This window comes from Flavobacterium sp., from assembly GCF_017744675.1.
GTDB lineage: Bacteria > Bacteroidota > Bacteroidia > Flavobacteriales > Flavobacteriaceae > Flavobacterium.
This window is the reverse complement of the sequence record NZ_JAGIAV010000003.1, coordinates 216,773-241,460: the sequence shown is the minus strand read 5'-3', so window position 1 is coordinate 241,460 and position 24,688 is coordinate 216,773. Positions and strand designations below refer to the sequence as shown.

16 protein-coding genes are annotated in these 24,688 nt (G+C 36.0%); 7 read left to right on the top strand and 9 right to left on the bottom strand.

Translation table 11 applies throughout. From position 1 onward, the window contains the following. Positions 1–32: 32 nt before the first annotated feature. On the bottom strand, positions 33–1,010 hold the full coding sequence (locus J7574_RS09810; protein WP_290967509.1) for a GlxA family transcriptional regulator: 978 nt from the start codon (positions 1,008–1,010) through the stop codon (positions 33–35). A gap of 136 nt (positions 1,011–1,146) precedes the next feature. Here J7574_RS09810 and J7574_RS09805 point away from each other — a divergent pair, with 136 nt between their 5' ends. Further along, positions 1,147–1,458 (top strand): EthD family reductase, encoded by a 312-nt coding sequence (locus J7574_RS09805; protein ID WP_290967507.1) that lies wholly within the window; start codon positions 1,147–1,149, stop codon positions 1,456–1,458. Positions 1,459–1,700: 242 nt separating this feature from the next. Further along, positions 1,701–1,943, top strand: a complete 243-nt coding sequence (locus J7574_RS09800) for a hypothetical protein (RefSeq protein ID WP_290967505.1) — start codon at positions 1,701–1,703, stop codon at positions 1,941–1,943. Between the two features lie 17 nt (positions 1,944–1,960). On the opposite strand, the gene J7574_RS09795 is transcribed toward J7574_RS09800, so the two are convergent. Further along, the gene (locus J7574_RS09795; protein WP_290967503.1) at positions 1,961–2,455 is read right to left on the bottom strand and encodes a DNA-deoxyinosine glycosylase; all 495 of its coding nucleotides are present in this window, start codon (positions 2,453–2,455) and stop codon (positions 1,961–1,963) included. A gap of 412 nt (positions 2,456–2,867) precedes the next feature. Between J7574_RS09795 and J7574_RS09790 the strand changes: the two genes are divergently transcribed. The 4 genes from J7574_RS09790 to J7574_RS09775 are packed head-to-tail and all read left to right on the top strand — an operon-like array spanning position 2,868 to position 13,434. After that, positions 2,868–4,532 carry a T9SS type A sorting domain-containing protein gene (locus J7574_RS09790; RefSeq protein WP_290967501.1) on the top strand — a complete coding sequence of 555 codons (1,665 nt, stop codon included), beginning with the start codon at positions 2,868–2,870 and terminating at the stop codon, positions 4,530–4,532. Position 4,533: 1 nt separating this feature from the next. Continuing rightward, positions 4,534–9,387: a DUF5977 domain-containing protein gene (locus J7574_RS09785; protein WP_290967499.1), complete on the top strand. Its 4,854-nt coding sequence runs from the start codon at positions 4,534–4,536 to the stop codon at positions 9,385–9,387. 32 nt (positions 9,388–9,419) lie between these two features. After that, positions 9,420–12,923 carry a DUF6443 domain-containing protein gene (locus J7574_RS09780; protein WP_290967497.1) on the top strand — a complete coding sequence of 1,168 codons (3,504 nt, stop codon included), beginning with the start codon at positions 9,420–9,422 and terminating at the stop codon, positions 12,921–12,923. Continuing rightward, a complete protein-coding gene (locus J7574_RS09775; protein ID WP_290967673.1) occupies positions 12,865–13,434 on the top strand; it encodes a hypothetical protein in 570 nt (189 codons plus the stop codon). The genes J7574_RS09780 and J7574_RS09775 overlap by 59 nt, the downstream gene beginning before the upstream one ends. Here J7574_RS09775 and J7574_RS09770 read toward each other — a convergent pair. The 7 genes from J7574_RS09770 to J7574_RS09740 all read right to left on the bottom strand — a co-directional run bounded on the left by J7574_RS09770 (position 13,431) and on the right by J7574_RS09740 (position 20,982). Then, a complete protein-coding gene (locus tag J7574_RS09770) occupies positions 13,431–14,033 on the bottom strand; it encodes a type II secretion system protein GspG (RefSeq protein ID WP_290967495.1) in 603 nt (200 codons plus the stop codon). The two genes, J7574_RS09775 and J7574_RS09770, sit on opposite strands and share 4 nt — an antisense overlap. Before the next feature lie 83 nt (positions 14,034–14,116). Then, on the bottom strand, positions 14,117–14,770 hold the full coding sequence (locus J7574_RS09765; protein WP_290967493.1) for a hypothetical protein: 654 nt from the start codon (positions 14,768–14,770) through the stop codon (positions 14,117–14,119). 143 nt (positions 14,771–14,913) lie between these two features. Next, positions 14,914–16,017 (bottom strand): DUF2971 domain-containing protein, encoded by a 1,104-nt coding sequence (locus tag J7574_RS09760; RefSeq protein ID WP_290967491.1) that lies wholly within the window; start codon positions 16,015–16,017, stop codon positions 14,914–14,916. Positions 16,018–16,200: 183 nt separating this feature from the next. Beyond that, entirely contained in the window at positions 16,201–17,232 is a 1,032-nt protein-coding gene (locus J7574_RS09755; protein WP_290967489.1) for an HNH endonuclease signature motif containing protein, read from the bottom strand. 177 nt (positions 17,233–17,409) lie between these two features. Next, the gene (locus J7574_RS09750) at positions 17,410–19,824 is read right to left on the bottom strand and encodes an AAA family ATPase (protein WP_290967487.1); all 2,415 of its coding nucleotides are present in this window, start codon (positions 19,822–19,824) and stop codon (positions 17,410–17,412) included. A 472-nt stretch (positions 19,825–20,296) separates the two neighbouring features. Further along, positions 20,297–20,656, bottom strand: coding sequence for a hypothetical protein (locus tag J7574_RS09745; protein WP_290967486.1), 360 nt, complete (start codon positions 20,654–20,656; stop codon positions 20,297–20,299). Between the two features lie 83 nt (positions 20,657–20,739). Next, positions 20,740–20,982 (bottom strand): helix-turn-helix transcriptional regulator, encoded by a 243-nt coding sequence (locus J7574_RS09740; protein WP_290967484.1) that lies wholly within the window; start codon positions 20,980–20,982, stop codon positions 20,740–20,742. A 668-nt stretch (positions 20,983–21,650) separates the two neighbouring features. Between J7574_RS09740 and J7574_RS09735 the strand changes: the two genes are divergently transcribed. After that, a complete protein-coding gene (locus J7574_RS09735; RefSeq protein ID WP_290967483.1) occupies positions 21,651–24,680 on the top strand; it encodes a TonB-dependent receptor in 3,030 nt (1,009 codons plus the stop codon). Positions 24,681–24,688: the final 8 nt, after the last annotated feature.

Here is a 24,688-nt window from a genome sequence, read left to right as displayed (position 1 = left end):
TTGATGCATTCGAATTAAAAAAAATGATAAGATTAAGCCGCGCCTTTATGATATTTCCTTTTGTATTCGATTGGCGGAATTCCTGTAATTTTTTTAAAGGCGTCTCGAAATGCTTTTACGTCAGAATATCCCACTTCGTACATTACTTCATTTACCGTTTTGCGATCGGTTTCAAAAGCTTTTTTAGCCGCTTCGATTTTAACCCTTTGCAGGTATTCGCTAGGAGTATTTCCTGTGGCTTTAATAAATCTTCTGTCAAAATTTCTTCTGCTGATATTGAATTTATTAGAAAGATCGCTCATCGATAATTTTTCGCCCAAATTTTTCTCGATGTAAGATTGCGCATCAAGAACCATTTCGTCTTCATGCTTCTTTTGTCCGGAAAAAATAATAAACTGTGATTGTGTACTTCGATTCATTTCAATCTGAAATACTTTGGCACAATAAACCGCAGTAGGCCTGCCGTAATATTTTTCGATAAGGTAAATCATGAGGTTTAGAAAAGAATACGCTCCGCCATTGGTATAAATTCCATTTTCGTCAGTAATTAATTGGTCAATTTGAAGATTTATCTTAGGAAACATACTGCTGAAGTTTTCTTTGACAGACCAATGCGTAGAACAGTTTTTTCCGTCAAGAAGTCCTGATGCAGCAAGCATAAACGCTCCTGTGCATATAGTGGCAATTTCGGCACCTTTTTTATATTGTTTTTGAAGCCAACGCACAAGTTCATCATTATGTTGCAAGGCAAGATTATAATTATGATTTAATGAAGGGATGATAATGAGATCGGTTTTTGCAACCTGCGAAATAGGAAGATGGGGCTTTACTGTAAAAATACCGCCATTAAATTCTACTTTTTCAGAAATTCCCGCCAATTGGATCTCAAATAATTCTGTTCCGCCATTCATTTTAGCAAAAGCATTGGCTTTCGTAAAGATTTCGTATGCGCCAGATATGCTAGAAAGATTATTATCTCCATCGGGAACGATAATGGTAAGCTGTTTCATTTTTTTTATATAAAGATACTAAAACTTAATGTCCAAATACGCTACTAAGAATGTCTATTTTGCATATTGAAAAGGTCGGCAGTTGCTTTTAATTTTACTGTAAATAATTCTATAATTTATAAAACCAATCTTTATTATGGCAAAAATGACTGTAATTTACAAAACGCCAAAAGACATTGCTTCTTTTGAAAAACATTATTTTGATGTGCATATTCCATTGGCTAAAAAGCTTCCTGGATTGATAAAATATGAAATAAGCAACGGATCCGTTATATCCTTGACGGGACAATCGGATGTATTTCTTGTGGCCAATTTATACTTCGAATCTTTAGAAGCAATGATGGAATCTTTTAAGACTGACATAGGGCAGCAATGCGCCGCCGATCGCAGAATTCTAGCCAATGATGATATGGTTCAGATTTATATTTATGATGTGAAAAACACCTAATTGATCATGTTGCATTTTAACGGCCAAGGGTTCATTTTACAATTTCTGGTTTCAGATTATAAACTGAAACCATTTCAAGAGGCTCAAAACTAAGGATTAAAGTTTTTCAGTTTAATTTTAAATATTCTTAATCGACACATTCTAAAATGGTGACCGATTGAAGCCAACAGAAACTTAATAATTAAGAATTGTATTTTGAACCTTTAAGGTAAATTATAGTATTAATTTAATACAACTATCCTATGGCCGCTATTCCTGACGAATTGTATAATGTAAAATTTGCAGCATACTTTGATTCGATGAAAGAATTGTATATACTAGACGAAAAGTTTAAAGTTATATGCGATGCTTATTGTGCAAGCACTGCTAAAACCGAACAATACAAGGATAAAAGTGAAAAGAATTACCGACGCAGGATCAAGTTTGAAAATCTGTCTAGGGAATTAGAAGAAGAAATACTGTTTTATATTATGAGAAACAGGTAATTCTTTGTTTTTTTAGTCTATCTAGAAAGAGCTGTTTCTGCTACAATTCTCCATTGTGCCGTTTTCTCGGCTGTCGTTAAACCTGCATTTAGTCCGCTGGTTGAGGGTAGCGTCATGTAAATAATGCCTTCTTGTGGTATAGTATGTTTCTGAAAGTATTTTGCTGCAGCTTTACTTTCAAAAAAGACATATTTTATATTAGGATACTGTTGGTGAAGACTTTCAAAATCGTTTATCGTTTCTTCGGTAATCGTGGCATCACTGCTTCCTTCTCTTTTACAGCTTTGCAGAACATTCCAAAGACCGATATTATATTTTTGAACCAACGCTTTTCGATCTTCATAAGAAGCGCTGAATTCTTCTTCAAAAATAGAAAACAAAATTTTCCAAAAGAGATTTCCTCTGTTTGCATAGTATTGCTGCTTAGCAATAGACTGTTCGCCCGCCATAGTACCCATAATTAGAATAATAGTTGAATTGTCAATTAGGGGATGAAGGGCTTTTTTCAGCATTAGTTTTTGTTTTCTTTTTGTTTGTAAAATTAGGTATAAAGATTTGAAATCGAATTATGGTTTATTCTATAGTTTTTTAAGAATCAAAGATCAGATTTTACTATTTCGACTTCGACTTTCTAACTGCTTAAAAAGATTTGCTATTTTTTTGTGGAAGATTTCTAATTGACTTATTTCATAAACTTCTTTTGCTAATGATGATTTTTTTTTTGGTTTAATACTTTGTAAATAAATATGTTGTGTTTGTTTGTGTGCTGTGATTAATGAATGCTTATTTTTTTTGCTTTTTGATAGTTTTATTGAAAAGTTAAACAAAGGTTAAATCGTTACGGGAAACCGTAAAGAAATCTGCTTCCATTGCGTTATTTTCGCCTGCATTATAGTAAATAACCTCAAATTTATAAAAATGCGTATGCGGAAATTTTACCTGCTTCTTCTTTTTTTTGTGTCTTTTCTTGTTCGTTCCCAAGATATCCTTTGGGAAAAGTCATATGGCGGCACGCATGCCGATTACCTTTTTGACGCGCAGCCGACGGCCGATTACGGTTTTATTTTGGCAGGAAGCTCGCTTTCTGACAAAACAGGAACTAAGGAGGAAGACAATCATGGAGATTTAGACTTTTGGGTCTGGAAAATGAAAGAAAATGGAGAACCCGACTGGCAGAAAAGCTTTGGCGGTTCTGGCTTTGATTTTCTTCAAAGCATTAAAAACACCAGAGACGGGGGATTTATTCTTGCCGGGACTTCAAGCTCTTCCAAAAGCTTTCAAAAAAAGGAAAACTGCAAAGGCCTTTCCGATTTCTGGGTCATAAAATTAAATGCCGCTGGAAATGAGCAATGGCAGAGAACTATAGGAGGAAGTGGCCAGGATGAATTGCTATGCGCTTTTCAGACAAGAGATGGGGGCTACATTTTAGGAGGCTCTTCAAGCTCAAGTCCAAATTCAATTTCAAATTCTAAGCTTAACGAAAGCACTTTTGCAACAGACATTTATTCCAAATCGGAGAAATGCAGAGGCAGCATGGACTATTGGATTGTCAAATTAGATAAAGAAGGCGCAATTCAATGGCAGAAAACCTATGGAGGCCAATATTCGGATATTTTGAGAAGCATGGAACAGACTTCTGATAACGGATATATTCTTGCCGGATATTCCAATTCTCCTGTGTCGGGCGATAAGACAGAAGGCAATAAAGGAGTTGGAGACTATTGGATTGTAAAGATAAACGATACGGGAGCAATCGAATGGCAAAAAACGTATGGAGGCAATGGCGATGACCAGCCTTATGTAATCCATCAGACTAAAGATGAAGGCTATATTTTGGGAGGAAATTCAAACAGTTCTAATGCACTAACCTCTGAAGGAGGAATTGTTGCCAACGGGACAGATTATTGGATTCTTAAATTAGACAAAGAAGGAGGTGTCGTTTGGAGCAAGACTTTTGACTTTGGCAAAGTGGATATCTTGACTTCATTGGTTGAAAACGAAGATGGCACTTATCTGATCGGCGGGCATGCCCGCAATGCGCGCCCAAAATCTGGCGGGGGCAGTCTGGTGTCAAAAGCAGTGGGAATGGTTGGCAAAGAAAAAGACGGCATCAACGACTACGTTGCTTTAAAAGTAAGCAGTGAAGGGGAGGAACTTTGGAATAAAACCGTAGGAAGCGGAGGAGAAGACATACTTCGAAAACTGATTGAAACCAGAGATGGAGGATATCTAATGGCAGGCACATCCAATTCAGGCTCTTCAAAGGATAAGAATTCCAATATCGGATCAAATGATTTCTGGGTTGTTAAGCTCAAGGATAAAGCGAAGGTAGAAAAAGTGAAATCCAGCATTGAAGCGGCTCCTAACCCAACTTCTGCTTACACCAATGTGATTATCGGTTATGATTTTAACCAAGGTACGGCAAGTGTCGTGGACATTTTAGGAAGAACACTTCAGAGTTTTGCCATTTCAAGCAGGACGGTTCCGGTAGATTTAAGCAGATATGCGGAAGGAGTGTATCTTATTGTCATAAAAACAGACGTTAAAACCGAATCGGTTAAAGTGATTAAAAGAATAACAGGTAAATAAAATGAAACACTCTATACTATCAAAAAGAGCAACATTTATAATGTTGTTCTTAATACTATTTCTATATTTCTCAATAGGTTTGCAGGCGCAAACTCAAAATGCTACGCCAACACCAAATTTTGCTCCAAAATCTCCAGAGGCTGCCGCTTTTCTAAAATATGGAGAATACCCTGTTGATTTGGCTACTGGTGTTCCAAGTATTTCTGTGCCGCTATACACCATTGATTTAAGAGATTTCAAGATGCCAATATCTTTAGATTATCATGCATCTGGAATAAAAGTTAACCAGGAGGCAACTTGGGTAGGTCTTGGCTGGAATCTAAATGCTGGCGCACAGGTTATTTTAAGTCCGAGAGATGATATTGATGAGAATAATCCTAATATTGATGTAATTCCTAATGGTGATGCCATTATCGCTTATTTTAAGCTGCATCCTTATGATCAAACTGCCGTTACAAATTTAGATTATAATCTAGATAAGTCTAGGGTAAAAGATATGTATGTTTTTTCGTCACCTACGGTAAACGGAAGTTTTTATATTAGAAATTTTGCTAGTAATGATGTTGTAACCATACCGCCAAATGCCTTTAAAGTTGATCTTGTGGGATTAAATAGAGAAAGCATGAAATTTAAAATAACAGATCCTCAGGGAAATGTTTATTCGCTTGGCACTACCGAAATTTCTATACAATCTATGACTCATAGTGATCGCTATATTAGCGCTTGGTATGTGGATGAAATTAAAACGCCATCAAATAATAAAATAAATTTCACTTACCAGGATGATGGAAACTTAACTGATAAAACTTTTTCCCAAAGAGTTGAAATAAAAAGAAATGCTATAAGAGCAGGGTGTCCTTCTGGAACCAGTTATAATAGCCAAATAGGAGATGTTATTGACGCGACAGGAAATACAGTAACAATCTTAAAAAAAATAAAAGAAATTACTTTTAATGATGGCAACTCCAAAATCGTATTTACAAAGAATTTGGGAAGGCAGGATCTGGTTGATGGTGCCGGAAATGGATATTTGAGTAAAATTGAAATCCAGCAATTATTAGATGTAGGATATAGAAATGTAAAGGGCTATACTTTTGATTACTCTTATTTTAATCCGTCAGGAAGCTACTATTCAGACAAAAGATTAAAGCTGGACAGAGTCGTTAATTTATTAGGCAGAGTCGAGCAGGAGTTTACATATTCAAATATTGCTTTACCTAATAAAACTTCAAAAGGACAGGATTTTTTTGGATATAATAATGGAAAAAGTAACAATGTAGATCTAATACCTAAACATTATATTTCTTATCCTTATCCCACTGAAGTTGGCAGGGCAGACCGTTCTGTAAATTCTTTGGAAAATCAGGCAGGAATTTTAAAAGAAATACATTATCCCACCAAAGGCTGGACAAAATTCAATTATGAAACAAACCAGTTTTATGGAATCGATCTTTTTGATAAATATACTCCTGTTATTGTAAACAGTGGTGTAATACAAGGTACAGGCGGTACAATGCCAATAAAGGAGGGGCCAGGCATTGATGGCGTAATATGTTTGAATAAAAATCCTGACGACTGTGTTAAATATGTATCAATTCCTTTTACTGCCACAGAGGCACAAGGGCAGTTGAAATTTACAATAAAAAATGACTCTTCAGATCCCACAATTTCTAAATATTACCACGCTAGAGTCAGAGTATTTTCGGGTGGAATTCAAGTTTACGATTCCGACCATTTTACTGCTACTAAAGAGTTTAATGAATCTGTATTTTTGAAAGAATCTGGCACAATAGAAGTAGAGGTATATGGAAAGTTTTTGAGTGTTAATAGTTTACAGCTTAAATATGTTAATAACGATCCTACTCCAAAAAATAATTTAGGCGCTGGACTTAGGATTGCGAGCATAGAAAATTACGACAATGACAGCACATTAGCCCTAAAGAAACAATATGATTACTCTGACATTATTGATTTTGGACATACGAGCGGTCAGTTGATTAATAAAATGAGCACTACTTTCCAGTCCAACAGTTTTACCAATTATAGTTTTATCCAATGCGGATCAGTAGATCCTGAATTAATAGGATGTGCAGGAGGACTTAATTCTACAGCTACTTACAGTATTAGTTCAAATTCCAGATTTGGTATAGAAGGCAACTCTGTTGCTTATAAATATGTAAGGGAAATACAGATTGATGTTAAAAATCAGGCTAATAATGGGTATACGCAGTATGAATTCACGATTGCGCCAGATGAAATACCTTTTGGCAACCCGACAGTACAAATTCCCACTGCATGGAAAAGAGGTAAAGTTTTGAACAAGAAAGTCTATAAAACAGTAGGAACAGCGGCTTATATAGTAGAGGAAGAGAAAAATACTTATTTTGAAGATCCTTCCAATACTTCTTTTTACAATGGATTCAAGATGTTTCGTATGGGAACGACTAATAATCAAGAAAACCCTTTGGATCCTTTAAATCCGGCGTGTCCATATGATGTAGATGGTGGTGTAGAAATATTGCGAACAATTGAACCTATAACATATAATATCCCAATTTTATGGTTTTATCAAAAAACATCTGAGAAAACGAATTATTTTTATAATCCATCCAATATTTTGAAAGGTAAAGTAGTAAGCAATACTACTTTTAATTATGGCAATCCATTGCATCTGCAATTAACATCGCAAACGACAACTAACTCAGTTGGAGAAACATTGCAGACTAAATATTTTTACGCACCAGATCCAGAGATGATTTCAAAACCATTTAGTTCAGATTTGGCATCAGCGAATATGATTGGAATTCCTTTAAATACACAAGCATTTAAAGATGGAGTTAAAATATCAGAGCAGCTTACTAGTTATGAGAAAATCAGTGCAACAAGCAATCTGCTTCTTCCAAGATTTGTTTATGCTAACAAAGGAACAGCAGCAATAGATTTAAGTTTAGATAAAAAAATCACCTACGATTTATATGATGAAAAAGGAAATGTGCTGCAATACACTATAGACGGAGGAACCCCAGTGTCCATTATTTGGGGATACAGTAAAACTCAGCCAATTGCTAAAATTGATAACTTGGTTTACGGTACGATTCCTGCCGAGACTATTGCAAATCTGCAGGCGCTGTCTAATGATGATTCAGATAATTGCTTGTCGGATAATTGTTCAGAACAAAAGTTAAGAAATGCGCTGAACTTATTTAGAAATACATTGCCAAATGCCTTTATTTCAACTTATACTTATAACCCGCTTGTAGGAGTGACAAGCATTACTGATCCTAAAGGATTGGTGACATATTACGAATATGATACAGATCAGAGATTAAGGTTTGTGAAAGATAGTAAATTAAACGTACTTCAGAAGTATTGTTACAATTACAAAGGCCAGACCATAGATTGCGGTGATAATTCTTCTACCAGTGTTGAGATGTATAAGAGTGCAGCACAATCAGGAACATTTACAAGAAATAACTGCGAAGGAGGCGGTCTAGGTTCGAGTGTAGTTTATAATCAGGCTGTTGGTGCTGTCATATCAACAGTTTCTCAAGGGGATGCTGATACACGCGGACTTGCTAAATTTAATGTTGATGGCCAGCTTTATGCAAATTCAAATGCATTTTGCACCTATAGCAGCATTGCCAGAAGCGGAAACTTCACCAAGAACGATTGCGCTGCAGGCGGAGCTGGTTCAAGCGTTGCATTCAGCCAGGCGGCAGGAGCCCAGACATCAATCCTTTCTCAGGCAGATGCAGATTCAAAAGGTCTTGCATTGTTTAACTCCAACGGACAGGCCAATGCAAATGCCGCAGGGTTCTGTACTTTTAACAGCATTGCCAGAAGCGGAAACTTTACCAAGAACGATTGCGCTGCAGGGGGAGCTGGTTCAAGCGTTGCATTCAGCCAGGCGGCAGGAGCCCAGACATCAATCCTTTCTCAGGCAGATGCAGATTCAAAAGGTCTTGCATTGTTTAACTCCAACGGACAGGCCAACGCAAATGCCAATGGAACGTGTACATATAGTAATGCAACAATTAGTAAGACATTTACAAAGAATGATTGTCCGGCAAATAGTACTCCAGGAACATATATTTATACTGTTCCTGCCGGAAAATATACTGGAGCTTCACAAGTATTGGCAGATCGGTTAGCTCAAAATGACATGGATGCAAATGGACAATATAATGCAAATATGATAGCAGAATGCTTTTTTTACAGCGTTGCTAAGTCAGGAGTATTTACAAAGAATGATTGTGGAGGTGGTTTGTCAGGAAGTAATGTTACCTATACAGTTCCAAGTAGAAGATATGTTTCAAATTCTCAGGAAAATGCCGATAATTTAGCGCAATCAGATGTAAATAATAATGGGCAGGCATATGCCAACGCAAATGGTAGTTGTGCTTACAATAGTATTGCCAGAAGTGGATATTTTGTAAGAAATAATTGCGGACAAAATGAGTCTGGATCAAGTGTCTATTATAATCAAATAGCGGGAGCAGCTACTTCGGCAATTTCTCAGGCAGATGCTGATGCTTTAGGTCTTGCTAAATTTAATGCTGATGGCCAGAGTTATGCTAATAATTATGGTGGATGTACCCTTAGAGAAGTGGAATTTCTATTTGAACGTTATTTTGATCCTTCGACTAAAGTACTTAGCATCGATGCTTGGGCTACAGGATCAAATCATAATGGGGCAACATTAAAATTTACAGTCAATTTTTTACGTCTATCGGGGGCTGCTGCAAGTCAGGAGGTTGTTGTAGAATTTGCTGCGGGCCAAACTAGTAAGCTTACTACCCTTACATTAAATGCTAAGAGTATTGTAAGCATAACATTACTTGTAACCAAAAAATAGAGACTAAAGGCTAATAAGACAAACATAGACTTATGAAAAAATATATACCAATCTTACTATTGCTTACAATAGCAAATGTTTGGGGACAAACTTTTAGTGATGATAATTTTATTTACACTATATCTCCAAAAAAAGCAGTACAGTCAGCTAATTTAGGCACCTTGACCAAAGAAGAAAAGAACCAGAACATTAGTTATTTTGATGGTTTGGGACGTCCTGTACAGACAAGAGCCATTGGGCAGGGCGGAAACGGCGAGGATTTTGTAACCCCAGCCATGTATGATGGGGTTGGCAGACAGCAGGAAGAATATCTTCCTTACGCCGTTTCCAACAGCGGAACCAATTATTCTAAGATTGACCCTAATACGGCGATTAGTGCCTCTGTTTCATTTTACAGCACTTTATATGAAAATGGTTCAAACCCTTATTCCAAGAAACAATTTGAACCTTCTCCGTTAAACCGAGTTCTGAAACAGGCAGCCCCTGGAAATTCATGGGCAATGGATTCTGGGCATGAAATTAAATTGAGCTACCAGACAAACGCGGAAAATGAAGTAAAACTATATACGGCCACAGCCACTTGGGATGCCGGTTCTGGACTGTATGGAATCAGTTTTTCAGATGCAGGGACTTATCAGGCTGGTGAGCTATTTAAAACCATTACCTATGATGAGAATACTGCACCTGGATCAAATGCTGGTACAGAAGAATTTAAAAACAAGGAAGGGCAGGTTGTATTGAAACGCACCTATAACGGAGGAGATAAACATGATACGTATTATGTCTACGATATTTACGGAAACCTTACTTATGTAATTCCTCCAAAGGCTGAAGGAAATATTGATTACGATGTTTTAAATGGCTTGTGCTATCAGTATAAGTATGATAATAAAAACCGTCTGGCAGAGAAAAAACTTCCAGGCAGACAGTGGGAATTTATTGTTTACGATAAGCTGGATCGGCCAGTTGCTACGGGTCCTGCCTATTCTCCTTTTAAAGATGAAAGTGGAATCGGATGGATTATCACAAAATATGATGCCTTTGGCAGACCTGTTTATACAGGCTGGAGCAGCCAGGCTTCAAATTCGGCAACGCGAAAATCACTTCAGGATGCACAAAACAGCAGAACTGCCATATTCGAAAGCAAGCAGACTTCTGGTACAATTGACGGAATCGAAACGTATTACAGCAATGTTATAGAACCGACAAGCTTTAAGCTTTTAACGGTTAATTATTATGACACTTATGAGTTTCCAAACGCACAGTCTGTTCCATCTTCTATTGAAGGGCAGCCTGTATTAAGCAATGTAAAAACACTGGCTTCAGGAAGCTGGACAAGAGCCATTTCAACACCATCTTCTACTGCGGGAGAAACGAGCACCATATTTTATGATGATAAGGCAAGGCCAATAAAAAATTATCTTGAGAACCATTTGGGAGGCTATACGTCAAGCGAGAGCAAGATTGACTTTACAGGAAAAACGCTTTATACCGTAACAAAACATAAAAGGACTTCTGGCAATCCAGAGATTGCGGTAAGAGAAGAATTTACGTATTCGCCGCAAGACCGTCTTCTTACGCATACCCATCAGATAAACGGCGGGACAGTGGAACTTTTGGCCGAGAATACTTATGACGCATTAGGGCAGCTTATAAGCAAAAAAGTGGGAAGCAATACAGGAAACCCGCTTCAGAAAGTAGACTTTGAGTATAATATCAGAGGCTGGCTGAAAGAAATTAACAAAACCGCCAATTTGCAGCAGGGTACAGACCCTGCAGATTTGTTTGCTTTCAAGATTAATTATGAAAACACGCAAACCGATATCACAGATGTAAGGCCGCTTTATAACGGAAACATTTCAGAAACCTTCTGGAAAACGGCTTCAGACTTAAACGAAAGAGCCTATGGATACAAGTATGATAACCTAAACCGTCTGACCAATGCCATTTATGAAAAGAACGGTTTAACGACAAGCGCATACGATGAAAACCTGTCTTACGACAAAAATGGAAATATTAAAACATTGGGCCGTAAAGGAGATTACGACCCTCAGGTAGGCAATCTTGATATAGATGATTTAGTTTACACTTATCCGACAAATTCTAACCAATTGTCTAAAGTTGTAGACAATTCCAACAACAGCAGCGGATTTAATGACATCAATAAAACCGATGATGATTACAGTTATGATGATAATGGAAATATGATTACGGATAAAAATAAAAGCATTACAGAAATCAGCTACAACCATTTAAACCTGCCAAAGAAAATAACATTTGGAACAACAGGAAGTATTGAATACTTTTACAATGCGTCTGGACAAAAAATACAGAAAGCGGTAACAGAAGGAACGGTTACCACTGTGACCGATTATTTGGGAGGCTACCAGTACAAAGACAATGTTTTGGAGTTTTTCCCAACGGCAGAGGGGTATGTAAAGAATACGGCGGGAGCTCTTTCGTATGTTTTCCAGTACAAAGACCATTTAGGAAACGTTCGAGTTAGCTATGCTAAAAACCCGACAACGCAGGTTGTTGAAATTATTGAGGAGAACAATTATTATCCTTTTGGATTAAAGCACAAAGGGTATAATGATTATCTCGCAACAGCAAATAAGTATAAATACAATGGAAAAGAGCTGCAAGACGAGATGGGGCTTAACTTTTACGACTATGGCGCAAGGAATTATGACCCTGCTTTAGGTCGATGGATGAATATTGACCCGCTGGCGGAGAAAGGAAGACGATGGTCGCCGTATGCGTATGCAATGGACAATCCGGTTTTCTTTATTGACCCAGACGGAATGTGGCCATTTCCTATTTCCATAAGATCGTTTGCACCGTTTAGCTCTTTTGGTGGCGGATTTCATGGGGATGGTGCCAATAGAGGATTTACAACTTCTGCTTCAGCGACATCTAGAGTGAAACAAACAGTTACAGTTGATCCGACAGCAGGTACATATTCAGGATTGAAAACATCAAGTGACCCGAGTTCTCACCCTATTTTGGGAAGTGCTACTGAAAAACCTTCGGGCAGTATTTCTGATTTTAAACAAACGCAAAATAAAGATGGTAGTAGTACAGTTTCATTCTCATCATCAATGTCTGGAGCGAATCCATTGGTGCCTGGCTCACCTGATATTGATGTTAAAACAAACTTTACAATGACAGAAAATATGAAAGCTGGCACACTTGATGTTAGTATTAGTCAAACAGGCGATAAATTTCCAGCTGCCGAAACTTTTATGAAAGACACTGGTGGCAATGCTTTATTTATGGGAGTTAGTCCATATGAAGGCAATCCATATACAAGCCTTCCAGGAGATAATAATAGACAAATGATGTCTAACTCATTTACAGTAACAATGGATGATAAAGGAGTCTTTACAGGAGTTGTACAAGGCGATAAGACTTACACAACATCTGAATGGAATAAAATGTATCAGGGACAACCAGTAAGTACTGAAAGAAGAGGATTTGAGGAAGGATTTGGCACAGGTGGATTTAGTGGAACTGGTGCAGGTGGAAGATATTAAGATAATAATTAAACATAAGAATATGCATTTAGTATTTTATTTTTTGACATTTTTTTCTTTGATGGGCTGTAATCAAAGTAAGGAAAAAGAAATTTACCTAATACAGTCAGGTTTTAAGGGGAAGGTTAATGTTATATTTAACAACGCGAAAGGCGAGCCAACCAAATATGAAAATGGTGTTAGGATTTATGAAATTCCAAAAGACGGCATTTTACTAACCCAATTCAAAGTACAGGAGGGACTTATCAAACGGGATTATTACTATGTAGATGGCAGTGGCAAAAGGAATCCATTGAAAATAATGACAGATTCTGAAAACACCAATGATTCTGAAATTGGAATTTTTAGAGATGGAACAATTGGTGTATATGGAGATTCTAATGATAAGAACTCTTTAACTTACCAAGAGTTTTATGTAACAGATAAAAATAAATTAGAAGGTTATTTTACTGATGAAAGCATTAATGAGTTCAACAAACGAGTACAAGTAAAGACTGGATATAAATTTTAGTTTTTAAATACAATGTCATCTTTTGTAAATAATTTTTGGTCTTTGCCTTTAGAAATTAAAATAAAATTTTTATCATTATTTATGGATTTGTAATACAGGTCATTATTCCATCTATCTTTTTTCCAGGCCTTTCTTAAAGGATTATTACCTATCAAGCTGTCCATACTCTTTGGATAACTTGATAGGTCTTTTTTATATGAATTTAGTGCAGTTACTATTTCTTCACAATCCTGTCTTGTATTCTGGTTTTTATAATAAGATTTAGAAAAATAAAAAAATCCGATAATTGCAATTGTAGTTATTGTGAGTGTAAGTAAAACAATTTTAATAGACGAAACCACTGACTTTTCAAAATCTTCCTTTTTTAAATTGTTACCGATAGTTCTAAAATTAAAATTTTGTAGATCGAATTTAACGCTGGTATCAACATCTTTATTTGTAAATATCATAAACCCGCCTAAAAGCATAAAAAGTAAATAAATAATACTTGGCCAAAAGCCAAAAAATACCATACAAATATTTAATACTAATCCAATGACGAATAATATTTTACCCGATATTTTTATTAAGCCTCGAATGATTTTAGAATTGCTATCCATTATTTTACAATGAAATGCTAAAGTTACAAATAAAACCGCAATATCTGTAGCAACCAGATACCAATTATTGCTTCAAACCGCTGTTAGCGGTTCTGCTTTTTACTGTCAAACTTTTCACGATAATAAGCAACTTTAAAATCATAAACTGGTTTCGCCGAGTTTCTATATTTCTCTTTATTTTCTAAGTAAAGACTTGATTTTGAAATTCCAACGTTTGAAGATCCTGATGGAGAAAACAATACGGTTAATTTGATAGGTCGTCCAAATATTTTAGTGTCAACTATTGTTCCTCGGTTTAACTTGATTTCTTTAGTAATTTTAAGTCCTAGAATATCTTTATAGAAAAGCCTAAAAGCATTGTTTTTACCGAAACCGCTCGTGAAAAATATTTCAGTAATATTTGATTTCTTTATATCATCTATAATCTTCTTGTTTAGTTTGATTGGAATTAAATCTTTATCTAATGCTGTTGGATTAATTCTATCACAAACTAGTATTGTATCACTAACGGCGATTTTTCTTTTCTTCAAGAAATTTCTAATTCCGTCAAGTGTTAATGGCCGTTTTAAATCTTCTGGAAATGCTAAACTTAGTATATTCCAAATACTTGTTACATTTCCATAGAAGAATTGTATTGTAAAATTATCGTGATTATGTGGATGAATTGTTCCGACTATTAGTTTTTCGCTGTCTTTAGAAATTGGATATTTGTCAAGAAATTGATGGGTTGTTCTCATTTTGTCTTTTTTCTGGGATGTGTCGAAAGTTGACCGCTAACGTGCCGCGGCTTGGCGTTAGTAGCGGCAATTTAAGAAAAATATTCTGCGGATGAACAGGTTTTGAAAAATCGCTAGATTTTCGGCGTAGCAGTTATGAGCTATTACGCCAAACCGCTGTTATAAGCAGGCTTTTTAACTATATTAGTTCTAGTTAAAACGAATGTATTTTCTTCAACTTTTTCGATTTCCATTTTCTCTTTCGTTCTAACTAAATAATGCACTCCATTTTCGTCTAATTCATATTTTACGCCTGAATAAAATAATCTATCTTTTAAATTTTGGAAAACATAATCCATAAATAAGTTCAGGCTTTCATACTCCCAATTTGAATCTGATTTCAAAGTTTTAACTTTAATGTTTTGAGAATCTAACCACTCTATTTCAAAATCTCTACTATTGAAAAAATCTACACCCAAAGTTATTTCTTCAACTATTTCCTTATCATAGTAAACGTATCTGTTCTTTTTGTCAATATGGTAATCTTTTTGAATGTTTAACCCTCTTTTACTGTAAGGAACTCCCATATTTTGTTTTGAAACTAGCAATCTCCATTCATTTTCGTAGTTCCAACTTTGCGCTTTTATGTTAGTGGAATAATATAAAGGAACTAGTAACGATTTGAATGGACTTATATCGATTGGAGCCAACTTTTCTACGTAGTTTACAGGATATAATCCTATATATTGTTCATTTTTAGGAAATTTTTGTTGAATGCTTTTCTCAAGTTTTTCAGTAGTGAATTTTATTTGAAATCCTTTTTCTTGAGTATAATATGGCCACATTAATGGGCTGAATTCATTTTCGGAAGTCGATATTATTCCAAAAAGATTGGTTGCAACTTGCCACATTGTTGAAATATAACTTTGGCATAAACGTTCTCTATTTGCATCGTCCTCGTAAATTTTGTCTAATTCTTCCTTACTTTGAACTACTGGCCCATAAAGTTTTTCATATAATACAAAGTCTAGCTTTTCAGAAGTGAAAAATAAAAATGGACTACTATCCAGAAGATCGTTTAACTCTATTGGATGAGATGCATATAGATATCCATTCATTAGTGCGTCAACACTATATTTAGTTAAAGAGTAATATTTAAATATATTTTCAGGCTTGGATTTTCCATGTTCAATAATTGGACTTTCGTCGCTTGGAGCATAATTTTTTAAATAAGTAAATCCATTAAATTGATAATCTTCTTTGTCCATTTTTTTTCTTTATATTGGTGGTGAAAAGCTTGCTTATAAAGTTCCGCGGCTTCGCGACAGTTGCGATGCCAGCGAACGGATTATTTTCTATTAAAGATATAGTTTTTTCGTGAAGAAAAAACGTCAAGGTCACTAAGCAACCAGCTATTGTGCGAAATTGCTGTTAGCGGTTCGGCATTTTGATTATAATTCTTGAGTATATTCAGTAAATATTTCTTCTAACTCTTCTGTCGGATGAAAGCCCGATTCTGCCCTTCCGTGAACAAATAAACCATCTTCATAGGTTACTTCCGCAAGTGAATGAGGTAAATCTTTAGCAGAAATTTTTTCCTGAAGTTCAGCTAAAGGTGTGGGTTTCCATTCTCCATCTTTTTGTTCGCGATATACATAAGCAGCCTTTGTCATTACATATAGTGTTTTCTTGTCTTTGGAAAATCCACTTTTCACAACTACATATTCTCCGTTATGGTTTCGGAAGAAAGTAGCTCCCTTGTTCAAACGTTCATTATATGCTATCAATGGGTTACCCTCAAACAATTGCGGAGTACTTGGATATTCGTTTGGTTTATCTTCAAAGGTGAAAACAATGCGTTGTGCTGCATTAGGAGTTTTAGACATTATGTAATTTGGTCGAGTAACAGATGGACTTTCAACAATTTCTCTGCTAAAGATCCACTCTCCTAACGAACCTCCTTGCAATGGTTGATTACTTTTTGCCCAAGATTGCATTCGTTTTAAACTTACTTGTGCTTCTTCTACTGAAACGGCACACATCCATTCATAGTTTGGGTCTGGAAATTTGTCACGGAATTTTGAAGGGTCAGCAAGAAACGCTTCAACACTTCCGCAAATAAGTTCAATTCGTCTTGCTGTAATTGGGTTGAGTAAAATGTTTTCTAATCTTGTTACCCACCGAAGGTTTTCAGGTCGATTATTTTGCTTGTTTGTATCAATATGGTCTACAACGTGTTCTTTTGTTGGCGGTTCGCTGTGAAATGCGGTCGCAACTATTCTGTGAATTCTAACAGAAGCAATTTCTAAATAGCCTGACTTTCTGTTTAGTTTTCCAAAAGTCCAATTGTTGTCGGTTGGTCGAGGTCGTTTTCCTTCAGGTGAATGACGTAATATTGCCCCGTTATCACGAACAGAATAACGTTCGTCTTTGTAAATGCATTCAAATTCTTGTTCAAAATCTTCCAAGTCAATCATATTCATTCTTAAAATCGTTTGTCGGTTAGATGTTCTTTATGTACAAGGTGTAATATATTGACCATTAACTTGTTAATATTTGATAATGTCATACATGTACATCTATTTTTGGCAGATATGTATGACAAGACCCACATTCACTTGCTAATTTAATAATAATTAAGAAATAGTATTTCAAAATTTTTAATCCTTTTCCACCAAAGGGCTTTCTATTTCTTCTGGTATTATAACACCAATACTTAATAACAATGCTTCGTATTGCTCACTATCTTTTTCTTTAATTCTCTCCAGAATATAAGACGCTGTTTTTTTCATTTCTGGTATGTCAATGGGAGTCATGCTCCTTTCAAACAAACCTTCCAGATGTGAAAATTCATTGTTTATTCGGTCTGTCATTGTTGATGCTTGACGATTATCACCAAAGAATTTAAATAGTTTTTCCTTATCGTTAACATTAGCATTTGGATATTTGTAATAAAGAAATGCTTCTAAAAATTTTCGAGTATTATTCGCAAAATTATAAAATATATGATGCTGGCTATCATCATCTGCATCAACTGTTGAACACATATAAATTTGGTTGAAGAGAAAATTGAACTCCGTAACATAATCCTTCAAATATCTTGGCATTATCTTGATCTTGCTATTCTCACTATCTCTAGAAATTATAAAGTAACCACATTGGTTCTTATTCAATGCACCTGGCAATCTTTTTAAGTATTTTAGAAAATCAAGGTTATGCGTAGAAATGAATAGTTGCTCAAATTCTTCCTTGGTTACTATTTCAGAATTAATAAGACTGTAAACAAAAAAAATATGATTACTATCTAAACTTGAAATTGGGTCGTCAATCCAAATAATTGGTTTGCTATCTTTAGTTTCAACATCTTCAAGTTTAGCCATGAAGTAACAAAATGCTATTAAACTACATTCACCTTCACTTAGATGGTGTGCTTTTTTCCCATTTCTGACTATTTCAAATTTTATTTTTTTCCCACTTCCAGATTCATCTTGCTCTTCTAATGCTTGTAATGTAAGAAAGTCATGACCGAAGAAATTGTTTAGATACTCATTTACTTTTAATGCCCCTTTTTCTTCATCCTTCATTAACCTTTCTTTATCCTCAATTTCTGTAATTTGGCTTTGAATCTTCTTTTCGATTACCTGTTTTTTTTGAATTTCTCCATCCGAAACATTTTTTAAGCTTTGGATTTTTGCTACAAGGGCTGTGTATTGAATTGTTTTTACAAAATCACTAACTTCACGTAATCGCAATAATTTTTTTGCATCAGCTTGCTCATTCGATAATGAATTGCCATAATCATTAGCCAGAGTTCTAAAATTTTCAAAAATCATCCAACACCATTCAAGCCTTTTACTATTATCAGTTATTTCAGGAAAATCCTTTGCGTTTAAAAGGTCATCTTTTCTTTCACGCAAACTATCTTTAATGCGATTTAATTCAGTTTTTATTTTTCCGATGATAATTTGTCTTAGCAAAATCAATCTTTCTAAATCTGAATGAAATTTTGAATAAAAAACGCTTTTATTTATTTGTATTTGAGAATCAATATTTACAATTAAAGAATCTATTTCTCTAATCATTGTATCAATTTCATTTTCTAATTTTTCAGATTCTTCGTCAAAATGACTATCAAGTTCTTTCCAACGCTCTTGGGATATTTCATTACCACAAAATGAACAATTATTAAGTTTATCCTTGTGGATAATCCTTCCTTCTTTAACCCAACGATTAAGAATAGAATCTTTTACAAGTTGCTCTATTTTATCAGAGTTGCCTATTGATTTGATAACAAGATTTTTTGCTTTGGAACTAAGAGCATTTATATCAAGATTTGGTTTTACAACAGGTTGAATATCTGCATTCACAGTTTCGGTCAGTAAAGCAGTTTTTTGTAATACTTCAACATCGGTAAGAGGTTGGAAAGAAACTTGAGTAACAATTGAAATATCTGCTTCCAGTTTTGGTTTGGTATAATTTTGGTCACCAAACTTTTCAGATTTATATTTTATACCGTCTGGATTATTTGTCGCTTTATAACTTAATTGTTGGTTCAAACTATTGCTTTCTGCTTCATAAGTTTGGAACGCAGTATTGGCAGTTGAATTGGCATTTTTAAGTTCAAGGAAAAAACCACTTTCACTTCCTACTTCATTATTTCCCAATTCATCTTTTAATGTTTGTATTTCTCCTTCAATTGTAGCATTTCCACCTATAATAGCAAAGGGGTTAATACTTTCATCGGAATTTATGATGAATCGAAGATTGTCCTTTACAAAATCTTCATTAAATACTCTAATCTTTTTACCATGTGCTGTTAAGCTACTTTGTGTTGCATCAGAAACATCCTTAATGCTAACTTCAAATTGAGGATTCTCATATTTATCTGAAAGGCTCCCTATTTCCAATGCCCTAATTATTCTTGATATAGTTGTTTTTCCTGAATAGTTACGCCCATAGAAGATATTAATAGGTTTGAATAAAACAACGGTATTTGCTTCATCTCTGATAACTGTATCCCAATCGAAATTTTGAAAAACTGCTAAGTTGTTGATTGATTTTAATTTAGTAATCATTTCTCATTGACAATATATTAATATTTTAAAAAGGTGTAACACAAACATAAGAAAAACTTTTCGAAACAAGTCAACGTATTAATATTCAGTGACTTATTTTTATAGAATCCAAGAAAACACTTGTAAAGTAAGATGGCCCTGGTATCTTTGTCATATCAAAACGCCAAAATTCAATTTTATACGCTATGACAGTAAAACAATTTTTCCAACAATTCCCCAACGAAGAAGCTTGCCAAAAGCACTTCAAAAACTACAGAGATAAAGAAGAGGGAACCTGTAAAAAGTGACAATCAACTGATCATTATTAGCTATCAACAATTTCATACTACAAAAGCAAAAAATGTGATTTTTATACTTCACTAAAAAGCGGAACCATAATGGAAAATGGTAAGCTTCTTTCCAGCATTGGTATATGGCCTTTTAGGGTGTCTTATCTATGCAATTTATTACAGGCACAAATAAAAGCCACTCATTACGGAGTGGCTTTTTTATTTTTCTTACTGTTTTTTTTAATCCAAAACGGGACTTCCACAATTGTACCATCATTGCATCGCAGGGTATCTTTATATTGGGGTTTTAGATCATATACTTTTTGCGGTTTGCCTACACCCAGATCAATTTCTCTCCACTCCCAAAGACTTTCATCGTTTATATATTTTGCATAAGGATGTGTAGAAGGCACTTTATCACCAGGCTTAAGCGGACAGGTTTGACAGGGAGTTATATCATAACTTCGAAACTCAAAATTCAGAAGATCTGTAGTATCTTTTTTCTGTTGGGCAAAAACAAAACAACAAGAAAGAAACAAGGAAGTCAATAAGAAATTTTTCATTAGCAAAATCTAAAATAATACTGAACAAAAATAATCGATTATCACTAATCTATTTTAAAACTATATATTTCAAATTATAGTTTCTAATTAAACAATTCCTTGATATCTACTCCTAATTCCTTTGCGATGGCAAATAATGTTTCAATTTTCGGATTAGTTTGACCTCTTTCGATTTTACCTATATGATTTTTTGCAAATCCTGTTCTTAATCCTAGTTCTTCTTGCGACATTGGCTTACCGGTGTCTTTATTAATGCACTGATTTCTAAGATACATTATTCTTTTTCCTAACCGTATTCTTTCCTTTTTAAAACCATTTTCTTCCATATTATAAAAATCGTTTTAAAAAGAAACAAAAAAGGCAATCTGTAGATTGCTTTTAAAAAAAAAGTATTATATTTGATTTTAATAATTAAATTTGCGATACTTCATAGAAAATAATTGAAGCATTCGCTTTGAATCTCGCCTTCAAAAACTGGTACTTTTTAAATGGGAACGAGAAGATAAGTGTAAATGCTCACGCCTATAAAATGGCGTGGGCTCACTTATTGTTCCCGGTATACCAGTACCATGAAGGCAATAAGCTGAGAACAACCCACGCCTCCTTTTTGGGACTCTATCTCAACTTCTCAAAGCAACTTCACGATTTATTTCTCAGTAAGATCGCAGCCATTTCTGTCTAACCCTTAAGAGGTTTGCTTATGCTGTAGTTTCATTATTTTCATTTATAAGATGCCCAGCCCGTACTGGTATCCAGCTGAGTTAGTCGGGGGAAGGGCTGGGTTATTTTACTATAGTCAAAAGATATAATTTCTCCTGTATAGCCACAGGTTTTAACCCACACAACAGCTATTGACTTATTACATATTCTAAAATCAAATTATGCCTATGGTGAATTAATTAACAAGAAAAAGCCTTCTATTACTTGCGTCCAAACTAGCATAGAAGGCGAGAGAAAACCAAAACTAACGTTTCATTTAATCCTATCTAAAATTATGAAAAATCTTTCATTCAACAAGGGCAGACCTTCCTGTCCTTGCATTTTTATTTTTGTGCTTTTGCTTTCAAACCAAATTTATGCCACCGAACTAACGTTCGGAAGCTACACGAAGCAATCACAACAGCAAATTACAGGTACCGTTACTGATGCTTTGGGACCGCTTCCCAGCGTAACAGTCACCGTAAAAGGAACTGCCATTTCAACCGTAACAGACGACAAAGGCAAATTTTCAATTACGGCTAATTCTACAGACATACTTGTCTTTTCATTTATCGGGTATGCCACCCAAGAAATCATAGTCGGAAACAAAACCTCAATAAATATAACATTATCCGAAGACAGCACTCAGCTGAAGGAAGTGACTATTAATGCAGGGTATTACAAAGTAAAGGATAAAGAGCGTACGGGTAGTATTGCTAAGATTACGTCTAAAGATATTGAAACACAGACTGTTTCAAACCCATTGGCTGCAATGCAAGGACGCGTGTCGGGAGTAAACATTACACAAAGCACGGGGCTTCCCGGTGGTGCTTTTGATATTCAGATTCGCGGACGCAACAGCATACGTACCGAAGGGAACTCCCCGCTTTACATTATTGATGGTGTACCGTATTCTTCGCAATCTGTAATGACTACAGGTCTTTCTGGCGGAATCATGCCGGGAACAACAAGCCCTCTTAATAGCATTAACCCATCAGATATAGAAAGTATCGAAGTATTGAAAGATGCCGATGCTACGGCTATATATGGCTCGCGAGGGGCAAACGGCGTGGTGCTTATTACAACCAAAAAAGGAAAAGCCGGCGCAACACGATTTACAGTCGGCAGCGCCACCACATTCGGGGTAGTAGCAAGAAAAGTAAATCTGATGAACACACAGCAATATATCGCCATGCGGGACGAAGCTTTTGCAAATGACGGCATAACTGAATATCCTGAATGGGAGTATGATGTCAATGGCACTTGGGATCGCAACCGCTATACTGATTGGCAGGATAAGCTGATTGGCAATACTGCCCTGGTAAACACATTGCAAAGTTCAGTTTCAGGCGGCACAGTAAATACACAATTTCTTTTAAGCGGGTCATTCCGTGATGAAACGACTGTCTTTCCCGGAAGTTCAAAGTACAAGAAGGATTCAGTGCATAGCAGCATTACGCACCGGTCTGATAATGAAAAATTCAGTCTGGCATTTTCGGCTGATTATGTTTCCGATAATAATGCACTACCGGGTATTGATCTGACTTCCGAGGCGTACATGCTGCCACCAAATGCACCTGCCCTGTATAATGATGAAGGGAAATTAAATTGGGAAAATGGAACATTCAATAATCCATTAGGCTATTTAGAAGCTAAATTTTCTTCCAAAACACAGAATCTGATTTCAAATGCAATACTGTCCTATAAATTTAATCCAGCTTGGGAATTAAGGGCAAGCGTTGGTTATAATGACAGCCATATATCCGAAATCCGAACTGCACCATCAACAATGTATAATCCTTCTTATGGGCTTACAAGCGCTAATTCATCACTGGCGGTAAGTACTGGCTCACGCCGTTCGTGGATCATCGAACCGCAGCTAAACTGGAACAGGAAATGGAATAACTTGAAATTAAGCGCGCTTGTCGGCACGACTTTTCAGGAGCAAAATACAGAACAGCTTTCACAATCCGGTTCCGGTTTTGCAAGCAACAGTCTGATTAATAATCTGGCAGCGGCTACAAACCGTACAGTACAGAGCCACATTTTTACGGAGTACCGTTACAATGCATTTTTTGCCCGCCTCAACGCAGTCTGGGCAGACAAGTACATTATCAATGCGACTGGCAGAAGGGATGGTTCGAGCCGATTCGGCCCGGGAAATCGCTTTGCAAACTTCGGGGCAGTCGGCAGTGCATGGATTTTCTCAAACGAACAATTGCTGAAGGATAAGTTTTCAGTTCTTAGTTTCGGGAAGTTAAGGGCTAGTTATGGTATAACGGGCAACGACCAGATTGGCGATTACCAATTCCTAGATACCTATTCAGTTTCGACAAATAATTATAACGGCATTATTGGAATGGTTCCTACACGACTTTATAATCCGCAGTTCGGCTGGGAATCCAACAGGAAATTTGAAGCGGCTATCGACCTTGGTTTTCTGCACGATAATGTGTTTTTCTCCGCGGCTTATTTTCAGAACCGCTCATCGAATCAGCTGGTCGGCGTTCCGCTGCCGGGAACTACGGGATTCCCATCAATATTGGCGAACCTTGATGCGACAGTCGAAAACAATGGTATCGAGCTGGAACTGCGAACTGTCAACCTCAAAACAAAGGATTTTAATTGGACAACAGCAGTAAATCTTTCAGTTTCTAAAAATAGGCTTGTTTCATTTCCCGGACTTGAAGGTTCGACCTACGCCAACTCATTGGTGGTTGGCGAATCGCTGGGAATTGCCAAAGTTTACCATTACACAGGCATTGATCCCCAAACGGGTGTTTACACTTTTGAGGATTACAATGGCGATGGTATAATCAATGCAAGTGATCGCCAATATATTGCAGATACCGCTCCGAAATACTTTGGCGGATTTGGTAACAAACTCAATTACAAAAGGTGGGAACTGGATTTTCTGTTTCAATTTGTAAAACAGCAGGGCAGAAACTTTGCCTATACGGCACTGCCTGCTGGATTAATGGTAAATCAGGCTATAGAGGTAGCAAACCATTGGCCACAGGATGGAACGGGTGCATACAGCCAAATATATACGAGCGGGCTAAATGATGATGCTGTTAATGCAGCGGACAGGTTCAGCAACAGCAGTGCATCGATAAGTGATGCATCATTCATAAGGTTAAAGAGTATTAGTCTTTCATGGCAGATTCCCGAAAAATTAAGCAAGGTGTTCACTGGGAAATTATACCTGCAGGGTCAGAACCTGTTGACCTTTACCAATTACAATGGTGCTGATCCCGAGAATCGTTCCGGGTTATACCTGCCGCCTCTTCGTCAATTCACAATTGGATTTCAAATAGGTTTCTAATCTAAAAG

Bases quoted from the DNA above. Each gene is read 5' to 3' on its own strand.
- J7574_RS09810 (WP_290967509.1), bottom strand. From the start codon at position 1,010: ATGAAACAGCTTACCATTATCGTTCCCGATGGAGATAATAATCTTTCT.
- J7574_RS09805 (WP_290967507.1), top strand. From the start codon at position 1,147: ATGGCAAAAATGACTGTAATTTACAAAACGCCAAAAGACATTGCTTCT.
- J7574_RS09800 (WP_290967505.1), top strand. From the start codon at position 1,701: ATGGCCGCTATTCCTGACGAATTGTATAATGTAAAATTTGCAGCATAC.
- J7574_RS09795 (WP_290967503.1), bottom strand. From the start codon at position 2,455: ATGCTGAAAAAAGCCCTTCATCCCCTAATTGACAATTCAACTATTATT.
- J7574_RS09790 (WP_290967501.1), top strand. From the start codon at position 2,868: ATGCGGAAATTTTACCTGCTTCTTCTTTTTTTTGTGTCTTTTCTTGTT.
- J7574_RS09785 (WP_290967499.1), top strand. From the start codon at position 4,534: ATGAAACACTCTATACTATCAAAAAGAGCAACATTTATAATGTTGTTC.
- J7574_RS09780 (WP_290967497.1), top strand. From the start codon at position 9,420: ATGAAAAAATATATACCAATCTTACTATTGCTTACAATAGCAAATGTT.
- J7574_RS09770 (WP_290967495.1), bottom strand. From the start codon at position 14,033: ATGGATAGCAATTCTAAAATCATTCGAGGCTTAATAAAAATATCGGGT.
- J7574_RS09765 (WP_290967493.1), bottom strand. From the start codon at position 14,770: ATGAGAACAACCCATCAATTTCTTGACAAATATCCAATTTCTAAAGAC.
- J7574_RS09760 (WP_290967491.1), bottom strand. From the start codon at position 16,017: ATGGACAAAGAAGATTATCAATTTAATGGATTTACTTATTTAAAAAAT.
- J7574_RS09755 (WP_290967489.1), bottom strand. From the start codon at position 17,232: ATGAATATGATTGACTTGGAAGATTTTGAACAAGAATTTGAATGCATT.
- J7574_RS09750 (WP_290967487.1), bottom strand. From the start codon at position 19,824: ATGATTACTAAATTAAAATCAATCAACAACTTAGCAGTTTTTCAAAAT.
- J7574_RS09745 (WP_290967486.1), bottom strand. From the start codon at position 20,656: ATGAAAAATTTCTTATTGACTTCCTTGTTTCTTTCTTGTTGTTTTGTT.
- J7574_RS09740 (WP_290967484.1), bottom strand. From the start codon at position 20,982: ATGGAAGAAAATGGTTTTAAAAAGGAAAGAATACGGTTAGGAAAAAGA.
- J7574_RS09735 (WP_290967483.1), top strand. From the start codon at position 21,651: ATGAAAAATCTTTCATTCAACAAGGGCAGACCTTCCTGTCCTTGCATT.